The 15,318-nt window shown below is 52.1% G+C and carries 13 protein-coding genes and 7 tRNA genes; 2 read left to right on the top strand and 18 right to left on the bottom strand.

All coding sequences use genetic code 11. From position 1 onward, the window contains the following. Positions 1–159 precede the first annotated feature (159 nt). Positions 160–642, top strand: a complete 483-nt coding sequence (locus tag ACJHXB_RS18800) for a zinc ribbon-containing protein (protein WP_001044880.1) — start codon at positions 160–162, stop codon at positions 640–642. 44 nt (positions 643–686) lie between these two features. On the opposite strand, the gene rihA is transcribed toward ACJHXB_RS18800, so the two are convergent. The 10 genes from rihA to miaB form a co-directional block, all read right to left on the bottom strand. Then, positions 687–1,622, bottom strand: a complete 936-nt coding sequence (gene rihA, locus ACJHXB_RS18795; protein WP_001207525.1) for a pyrimidine-specific ribonucleoside hydrolase RihA — start codon at positions 1,620–1,622, stop codon at positions 687–689. A 117-nt stretch (positions 1,623–1,739) separates the two neighbouring features. Beyond that, complete coding sequence (gene gltL, locus ACJHXB_RS18790) at positions 1,740–2,465, bottom strand: glutamate/aspartate ABC transporter ATP-binding protein GltL (RefSeq protein WP_000631384.1); 726 nt, start codon at positions 2,463–2,465, stop codon at positions 1,740–1,742. Beyond that, on the bottom strand, positions 2,465–3,139 hold the full coding sequence (gltK, locus tag ACJHXB_RS18785; protein ID WP_000272824.1) for a glutamate/aspartate ABC transporter permease GltK: 675 nt from the start codon (positions 3,137–3,139) through the stop codon (positions 2,465–2,467). Before gltK ends, gltL begins: the two co-directional genes overlap by 1 nt. Continuing rightward, on the bottom strand, positions 3,139–3,879 hold the full coding sequence (gene gltJ, locus ACJHXB_RS18780) for a glutamate/aspartate ABC transporter permease GltJ (protein ID WP_000020941.1): 741 nt from the start codon (positions 3,877–3,879) through the stop codon (positions 3,139–3,141). The genes gltK and gltJ overlap by 1 nt, the downstream gene beginning before the upstream one ends. Before the next feature lie 169 nt (positions 3,880–4,048). Beyond that, positions 4,049–4,957, bottom strand: coding sequence for a glutamate/aspartate ABC transporter substrate-binding protein GltI (gene gltI, locus ACJHXB_RS18775; RefSeq protein WP_001309342.1), 909 nt, complete (start codon positions 4,955–4,957; stop codon positions 4,049–4,051). A 396-nt stretch (positions 4,958–5,353) separates the two neighbouring features. Next, on the bottom strand, positions 5,354–6,892 hold the full coding sequence (lnt, locus tag ACJHXB_RS18770; RefSeq protein ID WP_000853071.1) for an apolipoprotein N-acyltransferase: 1,539 nt from the start codon (positions 6,890–6,892) through the stop codon (positions 5,354–5,356). Between the two features lie 24 nt (positions 6,893–6,916). Beyond that, the gene (gene corC, locus ACJHXB_RS18765) at positions 6,917–7,795 is read right to left on the bottom strand and encodes a CNNM family magnesium/cobalt transport protein CorC (protein WP_001278605.1); all 879 of its coding nucleotides are present in this window, start codon (positions 7,793–7,795) and stop codon (positions 6,917–6,919) included. 89 nt (positions 7,796–7,884) lie between these two features. Then, entirely contained in the window at positions 7,885–8,352 is a 468-nt protein-coding gene (ybeY, locus tag ACJHXB_RS18760) for an rRNA maturation RNase YbeY (protein ID WP_000084469.1), read from the bottom strand. Continuing rightward, positions 8,349–9,389, bottom strand: coding sequence for a PhoH family protein (locus ACJHXB_RS18755; RefSeq protein ID WP_001469133.1), 1,041 nt, complete (start codon positions 9,387–9,389; stop codon positions 8,349–8,351). The genes ybeY and ACJHXB_RS18755 overlap by 4 nt, the downstream gene beginning before the upstream one ends. Before the next feature lie 152 nt (positions 9,390–9,541). Next, entirely contained in the window at positions 9,542–10,966 is a 1,425-nt protein-coding gene (gene miaB, locus ACJHXB_RS18750; protein ID WP_000162740.1) for a tRNA (N6-isopentenyl adenosine(37)-C2)-methylthiotransferase MiaB, read from the bottom strand. A gap of 145 nt (positions 10,967–11,111) precedes the next feature. Between miaB and ubiF the strand changes: the two genes are divergently transcribed. Further along, on the top strand, positions 11,112–12,287 hold the full coding sequence (gene ubiF, locus ACJHXB_RS18745) for a 3-demethoxyubiquinol 3-hydroxylase (protein WP_000184546.1): 1,176 nt from the start codon (positions 11,112–11,114) through the stop codon (positions 12,285–12,287). Between the two features lie 154 nt (positions 12,288–12,441). Here the strand turns inward: ubiF and ACJHXB_RS18740 are convergent. From ACJHXB_RS18740 to asnB, 8 genes are all read right to left on the bottom strand, one after another. Next, positions 12,442–12,516: transfer RNA gene (locus tag ACJHXB_RS18740), tRNA-Gln, on the bottom strand. 37 nt (positions 12,517–12,553) lie between these two features. Next, positions 12,554–12,628, bottom strand: a tRNA-Gln gene (locus tag ACJHXB_RS18735). A 48-nt stretch (positions 12,629–12,676) separates the two neighbouring features. Further along, positions 12,677–12,753: transfer RNA gene (locus ACJHXB_RS18730), tRNA-Met, on the bottom strand. Between the two features lie 15 nt (positions 12,754–12,768). After that, a tRNA-Gln gene (locus tag ACJHXB_RS18725) sits at positions 12,769–12,843 on the bottom strand. Between the two features lie 34 nt (positions 12,844–12,877). Then, a tRNA-Gln gene (locus tag ACJHXB_RS18720) sits at positions 12,878–12,952 on the bottom strand. Positions 12,953–12,975: 23 nt separating this feature from the next. Continuing rightward, a tRNA-Leu gene (locus tag ACJHXB_RS18715) sits at positions 12,976–13,060 on the bottom strand. Between the two features lie 8 nt (positions 13,061–13,068). Then, positions 13,069–13,145 (bottom strand) — tRNA-Met (locus ACJHXB_RS18710). Positions 13,146–13,525: 380 nt separating this feature from the next. Then, positions 13,526–15,190 carry an asparagine synthase B gene (asnB, locus tag ACJHXB_RS18705; protein ID WP_000337063.1) on the bottom strand — a complete coding sequence of 555 codons (1,665 nt, stop codon included), beginning with the start codon at positions 15,188–15,190 and terminating at the stop codon, positions 13,526–13,528. Positions 15,191–15,318: the final 128 nt, after the last annotated feature.

Raw genomic sequence — 15,318 nt, 5'->3', positions numbered from 1 at the left:
CCCAAACGTCCGCGTCAAAACAGCCTTTCGCGCATTCGACGTTGAAATGATGCCCGGATTATTCATACATTAATTTACAGAGTTTGTGGGCGTATTAGCAAAGCAAGGAACAAAGAACGTCTATTATTATAGTCAGTTAACGACCCGGGAGATGAAACGATGAACAAGGTTGCTCAATATTACCGTGAACTGGTCGCGTCACTGAGCGAACGCCTGCGCAATGGCGAACGTGATATCGACGCACTGGTGGAACAGGCGCGCGAGCGCGTAATAAAAACAGGGGAGTTAACGCGAACCGAAGTCGATGAGCTGACGCGAGCTGTCAGACGTGACCTGGAAGAGTTCGCCATGAGCTATGAAGAGAGCCTGAAAGAAGAGTCTGACAGCGTCTTTATGCGGGTGATTAAAGAAAGCTTGTGGCAGGAACTGGCAGACATCACCGATAAAACACAGCTTGAATGGCGCGAAGTTTTCCAGGACCTCAATCATCACGGGGTTTATCACAGCGGAGAAGTGGTAGGGCTGGGGAATCTAGTCTGCGAGAAATGTCATTTCCATCTCCCGATCTACACACCGGAAGTGCTGACGCTATGCCCGAAATGCGGTCATGACCAGTTCCAGAGACGCCCGTTCGAGCCTTAATGAAATGAGTGGTGCCGGATGGCGTGATGTCATCCGGCGAGTGATTAAGCGTAAAATTTCAGACGATCAGCCAGTAAATCAACAAAGCCCTGACGATCAACATCGACCATTACAGAGGCATTCGGTTTATTGCCGGTCAGATAATAATAATCAACAACCGTCATACCCTGGGTATATTTCCCTTGTGTTTCCACGCCAACCCAGCGCTCAACAGTGGTAAACAACTCCGGTTTTAACAGCCAGGCGATGGTGCATGGGTCATGCAGCGGTGCGCCGACAAAGCCCCATTTTTCGTCTTTATGATATTCGAGGAAGAAATCCAGCAGTTCGGCAACAATGGTTGAAACAGGGTTGCCAATCGCGCGGAAACGCTCGGTGTCCTCAACGTGAATTTGTGCTTTGTGAGTAACATCCAGACCGGCCATCACCACCGGGATCCCTGACTGGAAGACAATTTCTGCCGCTTCCGGGTCAACGTAAATATTAAATTCAGCCGCAGGCGTCCAGTTACCAAGCCCCATTGCGCCGCCCATAATCACGATACGAGCAATTTTGCTATGCAGTTCCGGATGGCTATTGAGCAGCAAGGCAACGTTAGTTTGCGGTCCGGTAGACACAATCGTGACAGGTTCCGCACTTTCGCGCAGCGTTTTCGCCATCAGCTCCACCGCCGTACAGTTTTGCGGTGCGAACGTCGGTTCCGGTAATGCCGGGCCGTCGAGACCGCTTTCACCGTGCACATTGTCCGCGATAATCAACTCACGCATTAACGGTTTTACCGCGCCGCCTGCCACCGGAATATCGGTGCGATTAAGCAAGGTCAGCATACGCAGAACATTGCGTAAGGTTTTTTCTGGTGTCTGGTTTCCGGCGGAAGACGTAATTGCTTTGACATCAAGCTCTGGTGAGGCGAGGGCGAGAACTATTGCGATAGCGTCATCATGACCTGGGTCGCAATCTAACAGAATTGGCAGTGCCATTGTTGCTCCTTGTTGTGTGCTTCTTTGCGACAAGGGTAACGCCAGGATGTAACAGATACGAGGAGCGAAACGATAAAGCGTGAGATGGCGCGCACTTGGGTATGCGCGCCAGAGTGATTAATGCAGGATTTTCGCGAGGAAGTCTTTTGCGCGGTCCGATTTCGGATCATCGAAGAACGCATCTTTCGGCGAGTCTTCGACAATTTTACCCTCATCCATAAAGATCACCCGATTCGCCACTTTACGGGCAAAGCCCATTTCGTGGGTCACCACCATCATGGTCATTCCTTCGTTCGCCAGTTCCACCATCACGTCCAGCACTTCGTTGATCATCTCCGGATCCAGCGCCGATGTCGGTTCGTCGAACAGCATGGCAATAGGATCCATACACAATGCGCGAGCGATCGCCACACGCTGCTGCTGACCGCCGGAAAGCTGCGCCGGAAATTTATTGGCATGTGCGGAAAGTCCCACGCGCTCCAGCAATTTCAATGCTTTTTCACGAGCGGGCGCTTTATCGCGTTTAAGCACTTTCACCTGCGCCAGGGTCAGGTTTTCGATAATCGACAAATGGGGGAACAACTCGAAATGCTGGAACACCATCCCGACGCGGGAACGCAGCTTTGCCAGATCGGTTTTCTTATCGTTAACCACGATACCATCGACGGTAATTTCACCTTGCTGCACCGGTTCGAGGCCGTTGACGGTTTTAATCAGCGTTGATTTGCCGGAACCAGACGGGCCGCAAACCACCACCACTTCGCCTTTTTTCACTTCGGTTGAGCAGTCGGTCAGCACCTGAAAGTGACCATACCATTTTGAAACATTTTTCAGGGTAATCATTATGCTGTCCTTCTTTTCAAGTAGCTGACCAACAACGACGCGCTAAGGCTAATAACGAAATAAACAAATCCGGCAAACAGGATCATCTCGACCTGCGTACCATCACGCTCACCAATGGTTGAAGCGGTACGGAAGAAATCGGCCAGAGATAACACATACACCAGTGAGGTATCCTGGAACAGTACGATGCCCTGAGTGAGCAGCAGCGGCACCATCGCGCGGAACGCCTGCGGCAGAATAATCAGTTTCATCGACTGCCAGTGAGTCATCCCCAACGCCAGCGCGGCGCTCGACTGACCACGGGAAATACTTTGAATACCGGCACGGATAATCTCTGAATAGTAGGCCGCTTCAAACATCGAAAACGCCACCATTGCCGAAATTAAACGGATATCATTTTTTGGCGATAATCCCAGCACGTTTTGCAGAAAACCCGGCACGATCAGGTAAAACCACAGCAAAACCATAACTAAAGGAATCGAGCGGAATACGTTAACGTAGGCTTTGGCAAACCACGCTACGGGCGCAAAGCTGGATAAGCGCATCACCGCCAGCATGGTGCCCCATAAAATACCAATCACCACTGCCGTGACGGTGATTTTCAGGGTGATCACCAGCCCATCCAGCAGATATGGCAGGGAAGGGACAATGGAACTCCAGTCAAACTCGTACATTATTTGCCCCCCATGTTGCCGGGCAGGCGAACTTTACGTTCAACCAGCGTCATCACCAGCATGATAAAAGCGTTAATCAATACATACGCCAGCGTAATGGCGGTAAACGACTCCCAGGCGTGGGCCGAGTAATCGAGCAATTTACCCGCCTGCGCCGCCATATCCACCAGACCGATAGTCGAGGCGATGGCGGAGTTTTTCACCAGGTTCATCATCTCTGAGGTCATCGGCGGGACGATAACGCGATAAGCATTAGGCAGCAGTACGTAGCGGTAAGCCTGCGGTAGTGTCAGACCCATCGCCAGCGCGGCATTCTTCTGCCCACGCGGCAGCGACTGAATCGCGGCGCGTACCTGTTCGCAAACACGGGCGGCGGTAAACAGCCCAAGGCAGAGCATGGATGAAAGGAAAAACTGAATATTGGGATCCAGCTCGGCCTTAAACCACATGCCGATTTTCTCTGGCAGCAACTCCGGGATCACCAGATACCAGGTAAAGAATTGCACAATCAACGGCACGTTGCGGAACAGTTCGACATACAACGTACCCAGACCGGAGAGAAAACGGTTTGGAACGGTACGTAAAATGCCGAAAAATGAACCGACGAGGAAAGCGATAATCCAGGCGCAGATCGACAAAGCGATCGTCACCTGAAAACCACTCCAGATCCAACCAAGATAGGTGGTGTTGCCGAACGGGGCTTGTTGTAAAAAAATACCCCAGTTCCAGTCTATAGACATAAATCTACTCCAGAAAAAAGAGGGTAGCAGCGTTAACTGCTACCCTCGAAGATTGTTACCCAGCGTATTGCGGTTTTCAGGCCCGATGGGGAACGACCATCAGGCGTATAGTCTGTCCGTGCTACGTAACAATCGAGAGGGCTGGAATTTCCGCCCCTGGTTCTTGTAATTAGTTCAGTGCCTTGTCATTCGGTTCTTTGAACAGTGCTTTCATTTCGTCTGACAGTTCGAAATTCATGTTCAGGTTTTTCGGCGGAATTGGATTTTTGAACCATTTATCAAACCATTTTTCCGCTTCACCGGAGGTCTGCACCTGCGCGATGGTGTCATCCATCAGCTTTTTGAACTGCGGATCGTCTTTACGCAACATGCAACCGTAGGCTTCCTGAGACTGCGGCTTGCCGACGATTTCCCAGTTGTCTGGTTTCTTCGCTTTCGCACGTTCACCAGCCAGCAGAGCATCATCCATCATAAAGGCAACGGCACGACCGCTTTCCAGGGTACGGAAAGAGTCACCGTGATCTTTGGCGCTGATAATTCGCATATTCATTTTTTGCTCTTCATTCAGTTTGTTGAGCAAAACTTCAGAGGTAGTGCCGGAAGTGACGACTACGGCTTTGTCTTTCAGGTCGGCAAAATCTTTGATATCGCCGCCCTTTTTGGTCAGCAGGCGCGTACCGACCACGAAAATAGTGTCAGAGAAAGCCGCCTGTTTTTGGCGTTCGACGTTATTGGTGGTGGAACCACATTCAAAATCGAAAGTGCCGTTTTGCAGCAGTGGAATACGGTTTTGTGAGGTGATCGGAATCAGTTTTACCTGCAAGTCCGGTTTGTTGAGTTTCTTTTTCACTGCTTCAACAATGGCGTTGGAGTAATCCTGCGAGTAACCCACCACTTTTTGCTGATTGTCGTAATAAGAGAAAGGTACTGAAGATTCACGGTGACCGACGACAATCACACCGTTTTTGGCGATTTTGTCCAGCGTACTGCCCGCTGCCGGGGCGGCGTCATCTGCCTGTGCCAGTCCTGCGGAAAGCGCCAAGGCCAGGATTGCTGTGGCAGGTTTACGTAATTGCATATCCAACTCCTTTATCTTCTGCGTTAAGAACGCATGGATACCCGTTGTGAGTGTTTGTGTTGTTATCATCTGCAACTTTATTGTGCAGTGTTGTGCTTGTTAGGTAACATTTAGTTTGGCTAAATGTAAAGATATTGCTGTTTTATTGTTTGTTTTTGCGAGATGCGCCGCACCATTCCGAAGCAAAATTCTTAAAATGCACTCTTTTGGTGCTACCCGTGGATTGCTGTGGTGCAACCGGGTTGTACTGATGCTGGTTCAAGCTTTGCCTTGTATAACAAAGCAATAGATGTGCCAAAGTTGGATAGGGGAATTTTGTAATCCGGATAACGCACTGATGCCGCATCCGGTGAGCGTGCCGAAATACGGGATGTATTCCGGCACGATAAGAAGGGATTATTTACGTCGTTGACGCAGGCTCATCAGCACAGCAGCAAAACCAAACAGTGCCGTCAGTACCCACAGCGGCCAGTTGCCGGTACGTGCGTACGGTGTGAGTCCGGTGGTCGGTGTCACGTTAGTGGTTAACACCTCGCGGGTGAATTGCGGGATCATCGCCTGAATCTCACCCTGCGGGCCAATCACCGCCGTAATGCCGTTGTTGGTGCTGCGTAGCAGCGGGCGCGCCAGCTCCAGCGCACGCATTCGCGCCATCTGGAAGTGCTGCCATGGACCAATAGACTTACCAAACCACGCATCGTTGGAGATGGTCAGCAGGTAGTCGGTATCCGGGCGGAAGTTATCACGCACTTGCTCGCCGAGAATGATCTCGTAGCAAATAGCCGCAGTAAGCTCAATACCATTTACCGACAGCGGTGGCTGGATATATGGCCCACGGCTGAACGACGACATCGGCAGATCAAAGAACGGCGCTAACGGACGCAGAATCGACTCCAGCGGGACAAACTCGCCAAACGGCACCAGATGGTTTTTGTTATAGCGATCGGCTGATTCGTAGCTGTACGGTGCACCTTTACCCAGCGTGATGATGGTGTTGTAGGTATCGTAGCGGTTCTGCTTATTGAGACGTGCGTCAACAATCCCGGTTACCAGCGAGCTACCTTTATCGCGCAACTCATCGTCCAGTGCTTTGAGGAACGGTTGCTGATTAATTTCCAGATCGGTTATCGCCGACTCCGGCCAGATAATCAACGATGATTTGCCCATCAGCGGTGCCGTTGCGTTGTAGTAAATCTTCAGCGTATTAAGAAGCTGGCTTTCGTCCCATTTCAGTGATTGCGGAATATCGCCCTGAACCATCGAAACCTGAATGGTTTTCTCCGGTTGCGGGGTAAACCACTGGATGTAACGCAGCGGGAAGGGAAGGGCAAACAGCACGACGGCCACTACCAGCGGACGCCAGTTGCGTTTGACCAACGCCAGTGCCAGCAGGCCACTAACCATCATCAGCAGGAAGTTAATGGCTTCCACGCCCATTAACGGTGCCAGCCCTTTTAACGGGCCATCAATCTGGCTATAGCCGAACTGTAACCACGGGAAGCCGGTCAGCACCCAACCGCGCAGAAACTCGGTCACTTGCCAGAGAGCAGGGGCGGCAATCGCCACGCGCAGCCAGGTGGTTTTCGGCCACAGACGCGACAGCACGCCAGCAAACAGTCCGGTATACAGCGACAAATACGCCGCCAGCAGCACCACCAGGAAGATGTTAACCGGGCCAGGCATTCCGCCAAAAGTCGCGATGCTGACATAGACCCAGTTAATACCACTGCCAAAGAGGCCAAATCCCCAGCAAAAGCCAATAGCGGCAGACTGGAGTGGACGGCGGTTAAAGGTCAGCACCTGAAGCCCCATCAGCGAAATAATCGCCGCAGGCCAGACGTCGTAAGGAGAGAAGGCCAGCGTTCCGCAGGCACCGAATAATAACGCCAGCAGCAGGCGAATGCGCTGGCGTTCAATTAATGAGGCAAAAGCCATGTAGTTATCTATCCAGTTTCGGTTTTATTCATCCAGCTTCGGCTGGGGTGAGTCATCCGGGATTTTGACATGAACCTGAATAATACGCCGACTGTCGGCCATCGCCACTTTGAACTGGTAACCGTCGATGTCGATGGTTTCGCCACGCGCCGGAAGATGCCCAAATGCCTGCATCACCAGACCACCGATAGTGTCAACCTCTTCATCGCTAAAGTGGGTGCCGAACGCTTCGTTGAAGTCTTCAATGGAAGCCAGTGCGCGCACGGTCCAGGTATGACGACTCAGCTGACGGAAGTCGATATCATCTTCTTCGTCATACTCGTCTTCAATCTCACCAACAATCAGTTCCAGGATGTCTTCAATGGTCACCAGACCGGAAACCCCACCGAATTCGTCAATGACGATCGCCATGTGGTAACGCTGAGAGCGAAACTCTTTCAGCATCCGGTCTACGCGCTTACTTTCAGGAACGACAACTGCCTGACGTAACACTTTGTCCATGCTGAAGGCTTCAGCATCGCTGCGCATAAACGGCAGCAAGTCTTTCGCCATCAGAATCCCTTCAATGTGATCTTTGTCTTCGCTAATCACCGGGAAACGTGAGTGGGCAGACTCGATGATGACATCAAGGCATTCGTCCAGCGTCTGGTTGCGTTTCAGGGTAATCATCTGGGAGCGGGGGATCATGATGTCGCGGACGCGTTGGTCTGCGATGTCCATCACCCCTTCGAGCATATCGCGCGTATCTTCGTCGATAAGGTCGTTCTGCCCGGAATCACGGATCAGCGCCAGCAGTTCGTCACGGTTTTTCGGTTCACCGTGGAAAAGTTGGCTGAGTAACAGGGAGAAAAATCCCTTCTTGTTGCTTATCGTGTCACTACTGTGTGAATTGTCGTCGCTCATGGCGTCGTATGGGTTCTCATGTTAGTTAATCAAAACGCCGTCGTTAATCACCAACGGCGGGGACGTCTGCCAGTCAAATGCCTGGCAAATTATTCTTTCTCGGCAATGTACGGATCCTCATAGCCCAGAGCAAGCATAATCTCTGTTTCGAGGGCTTCCATTTCTTCTGCTTCGTCATCTTCGATGTGATCGTAACCTAACAAATGCAGACTGCCGTGCACCACCATATGCGCCCAGTGCGCCTCCAGTGGTTTGCCTTGCTCCTGAGCTTCCTTCTCAACCACCTGACGGCAGATAACCAGATCGCCCAGTAGCGACATTTCCATGCCAGGCGGCACTTCAAACGGGAAGGAGAGCACGTTGGTCGGCTTATCCTTACCGCGATAGGTCAGATTCAGACTGTGGCTTTCGGCGGTATCGACCACGCGAATAGTCACTTCCGACTCTTCCTGAAACTGCGGGATCACCGCATTCAGCCATGTTTGAAACTGGCTCTCTTCCGGTAACCCGGAATTATCTTCACATGCCAGTTGTAAATCGAGGATCACCTGACTCATTTTTGTTCCTGTTCTTCGCGCTTGCGTTCTGTTGCCAGCGCCGCTTTACGTTTTTGTTCTGCTTCTTCCCAGGCTTCATAAGCGTTAACGATACGCGCCACCACCGGGTGACGAACCACGTCTTCGCTGTGGAAGAAGTTAAAGCTGATCTCTTCGACATCGGCCAGCACTTCGATGGCATGACGTAAGCCTGATTTAGTATTACGCGGCAGGTCGATCTGTGTGACGTCGCCGGTGATAACCGCTTTTGAGTTAAAACCGATACGGGTCAGGAACATCTTCATCTGTTCGATGGTGGTGTTCTGGCTTTCATCGAGAATGATAAACGCGTCGTTCAGCGTACGGCCACGCATATAGGCCAGCGGTGCGACTTCAATAACGTTGCGCTCAATCAGTTTCTCGACTTTCTCAAAGCCCAGCATTTCAAACAGCGCGTCGTACAGCGGGCGCAGATACGGATCTACTTTCTGGCTTAAATCGCCAGGCAGGAAGCCCAGTTTCTCACCGGCTTCTACCGCCGGACGAGTCAGGAGAATACGGCGAATTTCCTGACGCTCCAGGGCATCAACTGCCGCAGCCACTGCCAGGTAGGTTTTACCCGTACCCGCCGGGCCAACGCCGAAGGTGATGTCATAGTCGAGAATATTGGCAATGTACTGCGCCTGGTTTGGCGTGCGCGGCTTAATTACGCCGCGTTTGGTCTTGATATTGACCGCTTTGCCGTACTCCGGCACGCTCTCCGCGCTTTGCTCCAGTACCCGCGCTTCTTTAATCGCAAGGTGGATCTGTTCCGGTTCGATATCCTGAATCTGACCACGCATCGGGGCAGTATCGACATACAGGCTACGCAGAATGTCTGCCGCAGCGGTGACGCAAATCGGACGGCCGGTCAGTTTAAAGTGGTTATCGCGGCGATTGATCTCGATGCCGAGACGGCGTTCGAGCTGTTTGATGTTGTCATCAAACGGGCCGCACAGGCTCAACAGACGCGCATTGTCTGCTGGCTCCAGGGTGATTTCGCGAGTGTCTATGTTCAAACCGTTCCTCTTATCTGTATGCCGCCGGAAGCTGAACATTCACCGGCCTATAAGGAAATTATTCACGCCACAGGAAAAAGGCGCAAGCATTGCGATAAAGATGGGGATAAAGAGAGAAAAAACAAGGCCCACCGGAACGGCGGGCCTGAGAATTATGGCTGATAATAACCCACGCCAAGGTCGTTTTCTTTGCGGGTACGGGCAATGACCGATTCCGGTGTTTCTGCCACGCGCAGACCCATTTCATCTTCAGTTCGCACCACTTTACCGCGCAGAGAGTTCGGGTAGACGTCGGTAATTTCTACATCGACGAATTTACCGATCATATCCGGTGTGCCCTCGAAGTTGACCACGCGGTTATTTTCAGTGCGACCGGAAAGCTCCATGATGCTCTTACGCGATGTACCTTCTACCAGAATACGCTGGGTGGTGCCGAGCATCCGGCGGCTCCATGCCATCGCTTGCTGATTAATACGTTCTTGTAGAATATACAGACGCTGCTTCTTCTCTTCTTCCGGAACATCATCAACCATATCGGCGGCTGGCGTACCCGGACGTGCAGAGAAGATAAAGCTGTAGCTCATGTCGAAATTGACGTCGGCAATCAGCTTCATCGTTTTCTCGAAGTCTTCGGTGGTTTCGCCAGGGAAGCCAACGATGAAGTCAGAACTGATCTGAATATCCGGACGCGCCGCACGCAGTTTACGGATGATCGCTTTGTACTCCAGCGCTGTATGGGTACGTCCCATCAGGTTCAGAATGCGATCGGAACCGCTCTGTACCGGCAGATGCAGGAAGCTCACCAGCTCCGGCGTGTCGCGGTACACTTCGATGATATCGTCGGTGAATTCGATCGGATGGCTGGTGGTAAAGCGAATACGATCGATCCCGTCGATCGCAGCAACCAGACGCAGCAGATCGGCAAACGATCCGGTGGTGCCGTCGTAGTTTTCACCACGCCAGGCGTTCACGTTCTGACCGAGCAGGTTGACTTCACGCACGCCCTGAGCCGCAAGCTGGGCGATCTCAAACAGAATATCGTCGGACGGACGGCTTACCTCTTCACCACGGGTGTAAGGCACTACGCAGTAGGTGCAATATTTATTGCAGCCTTCCATGATGGAGACAAACGCGGTCGGCCCTTCGGCACGCGGTTCCGGCAGACGGTCAAACTTCTCGATTTCCGGGAAGCTGATATCTACAACCGGGCTGCGGTCGCCGCGCACGGAGTTGATCATCTCCGGCAGACGGTGCAGCGTTTGCGGCCCAAAAATAATATCGACATAGTGGGCGCGCTGGCGAATGTGCTCGCCTTCTTGCGATGCCACGCAGCCGCCGACGCCGATAATCAGGTCTGGATTCTTCTCTTTTAACAGTTTCCAGCGACCCAACTGATGGAAGACTTTTTCCTGAGCCTTCTCGCGGATTGAGCAGGTGTTCAGCAGCAGCACATCCGCTTCTTCCGCCACGTCGGTCAGTTGATAGCCGTGGGTGGCATCCAGCAGATCGGCCATCTTCGATGAATCGTACTCGTTCATCTGACAGCCCCAGGTTTTAATATGGAGTTTTTTGGTCATCGACTTGCTCTTGCGAAATAGTAGCCAGGAATGCAGGGCGCATAGTGTAATGCTTTGCTGCCGTTGTGACCAGTATGAGCGTTATCAGCCCTTGGGGGTAAAAATCCTGTAAACTTAAAGCATATTGCTAACAGGATGATTGACCATGACAAATCAACCAACGGAAATTGCCATTGTCGGCGGAGGAATGGTCGGCGGCGCACTGGCGCTGGGGCTGGCACAGCACGGATTTGCGGTAACGGTGATCGAGCACGCAGAACCAGCGCCGTTTGTCGCTGATAGCCAACCGGACGTGCGGATCTCGGCGATCAGCGCTGCTTCGGTATCATTGCTTAAAGGGTTAGGGGTCTGGGATGCAGTACAGGCTATGCGTTGCCATCCTTACCGCAGACTGGAAACGTGGGAGTGGGAAACGGCGCATGTGGTGTTTGATGCCGCTGAACTTAAGCTGCCGCTGCTTGGCTATATGGTGGAAAACACAGTCCTGCAACAGGCGCTGTGGCAGGCGCTGGAAGCGCATCCGAAAGTAACGTTACGTGTGCCAGGCTCGCTGATTGCGCTGCATCGCCATAATGATCTTCAGGAGCTGGAACTGAAGGGCGGTGAAACGATCCGCGCGAAGCTGGTGATTGGTGCCGACGGCGCAAATTCGCAGGTGCGGCAGATGGCGGGAATTGGCGTTCATGCCTGGCAGTATGCACAGTCGTGTATGTTGATTAGCGTACAGTGTGAGAACGATCCCGGCGACAGCACCTGGCAGCAATTTACCCCGGACGGACCGCGTGCGTTTCTGCCGTTGTTTGATAACTGGGCATCGCTGGTGTGGTATGACTCTCCGGCGCACATTCGCCAGTTGCAGAATATGAATATGGCGCAGCTACAGGCAGAAATCGCGAAGCATTTCCCGTCGCGTCTGGGTTACGTGACACCGCTTGCCGCTGGTGCGTTTCCGCTGATACGTCGCCATGCGTTGCAGTATGTGCAGCCAGGGCTTGCTCTGGTGGGCGATGCCGCGCATACCATCCATCCGCTGGCGGGGCAGGGGGTGAATCTTGGTTATCGTGATGTCGATGCCCTGATTGATGTTCTGGTGAATGCCCGCAGCTACGGCGAAGCGTGGGCCAGTTATCCTGTCCTCAAGCGTTACCAGATGCGGCGCATGGCGGATAACTTCATTATGCAGAGCGGTATGGATCTGTTTTATGCCGGATTCAGTAATAATCTGCCGCCGCTGCGTTTTGTGCGTAATCTTGGTTTGATGGCGGCGGAGCGTGCTGGCGTGTTGAAACGTCAGGCGCTGAAATATGCGTTAGGGTTGTAGCCCTACAACATTGCCGGATGCGTGCCAACCGTAGGTCGGATAAGACGCGGCAGCGTCGCATCCGACTTTGTAAGGATAAGACGAGTCAACATCGTATTCGACATTGAATATACGCAGAAAAGCAAAAAGCTCGCCGAAGCGAGCTTTTTTAATGTGGCTGGGGTACGAGGATTCGAACCTCGGAATGCCGGAATCAGAATCCGGTGCCTTACCGCTTGGCGATACCCCAACTGGGTGCACTTACAAGGTAAGCGTCTTGAATAAATTGGCTGGGGTACGAGGATTCGAACCTCGGAATGCCGGAATCAGAATCCGGTGCCTTACCGCTTGGCGATACCCCAACAAATTGGTTTGTGAATTTGCCGAACTTATTCGACACATTCAGAATTTGGTGGCTACGACGGGATTCGAACCTGTGACCCCATCATTATGAGTGATGTGCTCTAACCAACTGAGCTACGTAGCCAGATTGTTTCTTCGATGGCTGGGGTACCTGGATTCGAACCAGGGAATGCCGGTATCAAAAACCGGTGCCTTACCGCTTGGCGATACCCCAATAACCGGGCGGTGAACCGCTTACTCGAAGAAGATGGCTGGGGTACCTGGATTCGAACCAGGGAATGCCGGTATCAAAAACCGGTGCCTTACCGCTTGGCGATACCCCATCCGTACAACGCTTTCTGGTGAATGGTGCGGGAGGCGAGACTTGAACTCGCACACCTTGCGGCGCCAGAACCTAAATCTGGTGCGTCTACCAATTTCGCCACTCCCGCAAAAAAGATGGTGGCTACGACGGGATTCGAACCTGTGACCCCATCATTATGAGTGATGTGCTCTAACCAACTGAGCTACGTAGCCATCTTTTTTTTCGCGATACCTTATCGGCGTTGCGGGGCGCATTATGCGTATAGAGCCTTGCAGCGTCAACCTCTTTTTCAAGGAAAATTGCTCGAAAGTGACTGTTTGGTTAGGTTGCGAACAGCGTGGCGCTATATTCGTCAATTATTGTTTACTTTGTGTTTTTTCCCCACCCTACAGCCATTCTTTTGTCATACAGGATGAAATTCGGAATTCAACAATAGTGGTGGGAAATTAATCTATGAAGTACTGGCCTACAGTGATGAATTGTCAAACAGTGATGTGGCAAACCCGGAACATTTCCTTACTGCATATCAGAATCAACAAGCAGCTCAATAACTGAAACAGCCCCGGATTTCTCCGGGGCAGTACCGCATTTCTTACTTATACGCCGACTGGTGAACACCAACCGCACGACCAGACGGATCGTCCATTTTCTTGAACGCCTCATCCCACTCGATCGCTTTAGCGGAAGAACACGCGACGGAAGGGCCGCCCGGCACGCACTCAGCGGCGCTCGGAAGCGGGAACAGTTCTTCAAAGATCTCCCGGTACAGATACGCTTCTTTGGACGTCGGCGTGTTGTACGGGAAGCGGAAGCGGGCAGTTTCCAGCTGTTGATCAGAAACCTGCTGCGCCGCTACTTCTTTCAGGGTGTCAATCCAACTGTAACCGACGCCATCGGAGAACTGCTCTTTCTGCCGCCAGGCCACGCTTGCGGGCAGATATGCTTCAAAACATTCACGCAGGATGTGTTTTTCCATTTTGCCGTTACCGCACATTTTATCCTGTGGGTTAATGCGCATCGCCACATCAAGGAATTTTTTGTCGAGGAACGGAACGCGTGCTTCCACGCCCCAGGCTGACATCGCTTTGTTGGCACGCGCGCAGTCATACATATGCAGGGCCAGCAGTTTACGCACCGTCTCTTCATGCAGTTCTTTGGCATTCGGTGCTTTGTGGAAGTAAAGATAACCGCCAAACACTTCATCAGAACCTTCACCGGACAGCACCATTTTAATGCCCATCGCTTTGATCTTACGCGACATTAAATACATCGGTGTTGAAGCGCGAATAGTGGTCACATCATAGGTTTCGATGTGGTAAATCACGTCGCGGATGGCGTCCAGACCTTCCTGTACAGTGAAGTGAATTTCGTGATGCACCGTACCCAGATGGTTTGCCACTTCCTGGGCTGCTTTCAGATCTGGTGAACCCGGCAGACCTACAGCAAAGGAGTGTAACTGCGGCCACCAGGCTTCAGAACGTTCCTGATCTTCCACGCGACGGGCGGCGTATTTCTTGGTGATCGCGGAAATAATTGAGGAATCCAGACCACCAGAAAGCAGCACACCGTAAGGCACATCAGACATCAGATGGCTTTTAACGGAATCTTCCAGTGCCTGACGCAGCTCGTTTTTGTCGGTCACGTTATCTTTCACTGCATCAAAGTCGAACCAGTCGCGGTGATAATAAGAACGGATTTCGCCGTCCTGACTCCACAAATAGCTCCCCGCCGGGAACTCTTTAATCGTGCGGCATACCGGCACCAGGGCTTTCATTTCTGAGGCCACATACAGCTGACCATGTTCGTCATAGCCCATATACAGTGGGATGATCCCCAGATGGTCGCGACCAATCAGGTAGGCATCTTTTTCGCTGTCGTACAGAGCAAAGGCAAACATGCCCTGCAAGTCGTCAAGAAATTCCGGCCCTTTTTCCTGATACAGCGCGAGGATCACTTCACAGTCAGACCCGGTCTGGAACTGATAACGATCGCCATATTCGGCGCGCAGTGCCTGGTGGTTGTAGATTTCACCGTTTACCGCCAGCACATGAGTTTTTTGTTGGTTGTAGAGAGGTTGCGCCCCCGCGTTAACGTCAACAATGGACAGACGTTCGTGGGCGAGAATGGCGTTATCGCTGGCATAAATACCGGACCAGTCCGGGCCACGATGACGCATCAGGCGTGACAGCTCGAGTGCTTTCTTACGCAGCTCAACTGCGTCTGTTTTGATATCGAATACGCCAAAAATTGAACACATAACCTTCTCCGTTAACCTGGTATTTGTTGCTTGTTGTGTTTGCTTGTTTAAAAAAATGCCGCAAAGCAGCACTGTGCGCAAGCGATTTGGCAGGGGGTAAATAAAAAACGTAATGGTGATTGCTGATT

It is taken from the genome of Escherichia sp. WS3227_2 (assembly GCF_046486495.1).
Taxonomy (GTDB): domain Bacteria; phylum Pseudomonadota; class Gammaproteobacteria; order Enterobacterales; family Enterobacteriaceae; genus Escherichia; species Escherichia coli.
Note: the sequence above shows the minus strand (reverse complement) of the source record. Positions and strands in the feature narration are given on the sequence as shown.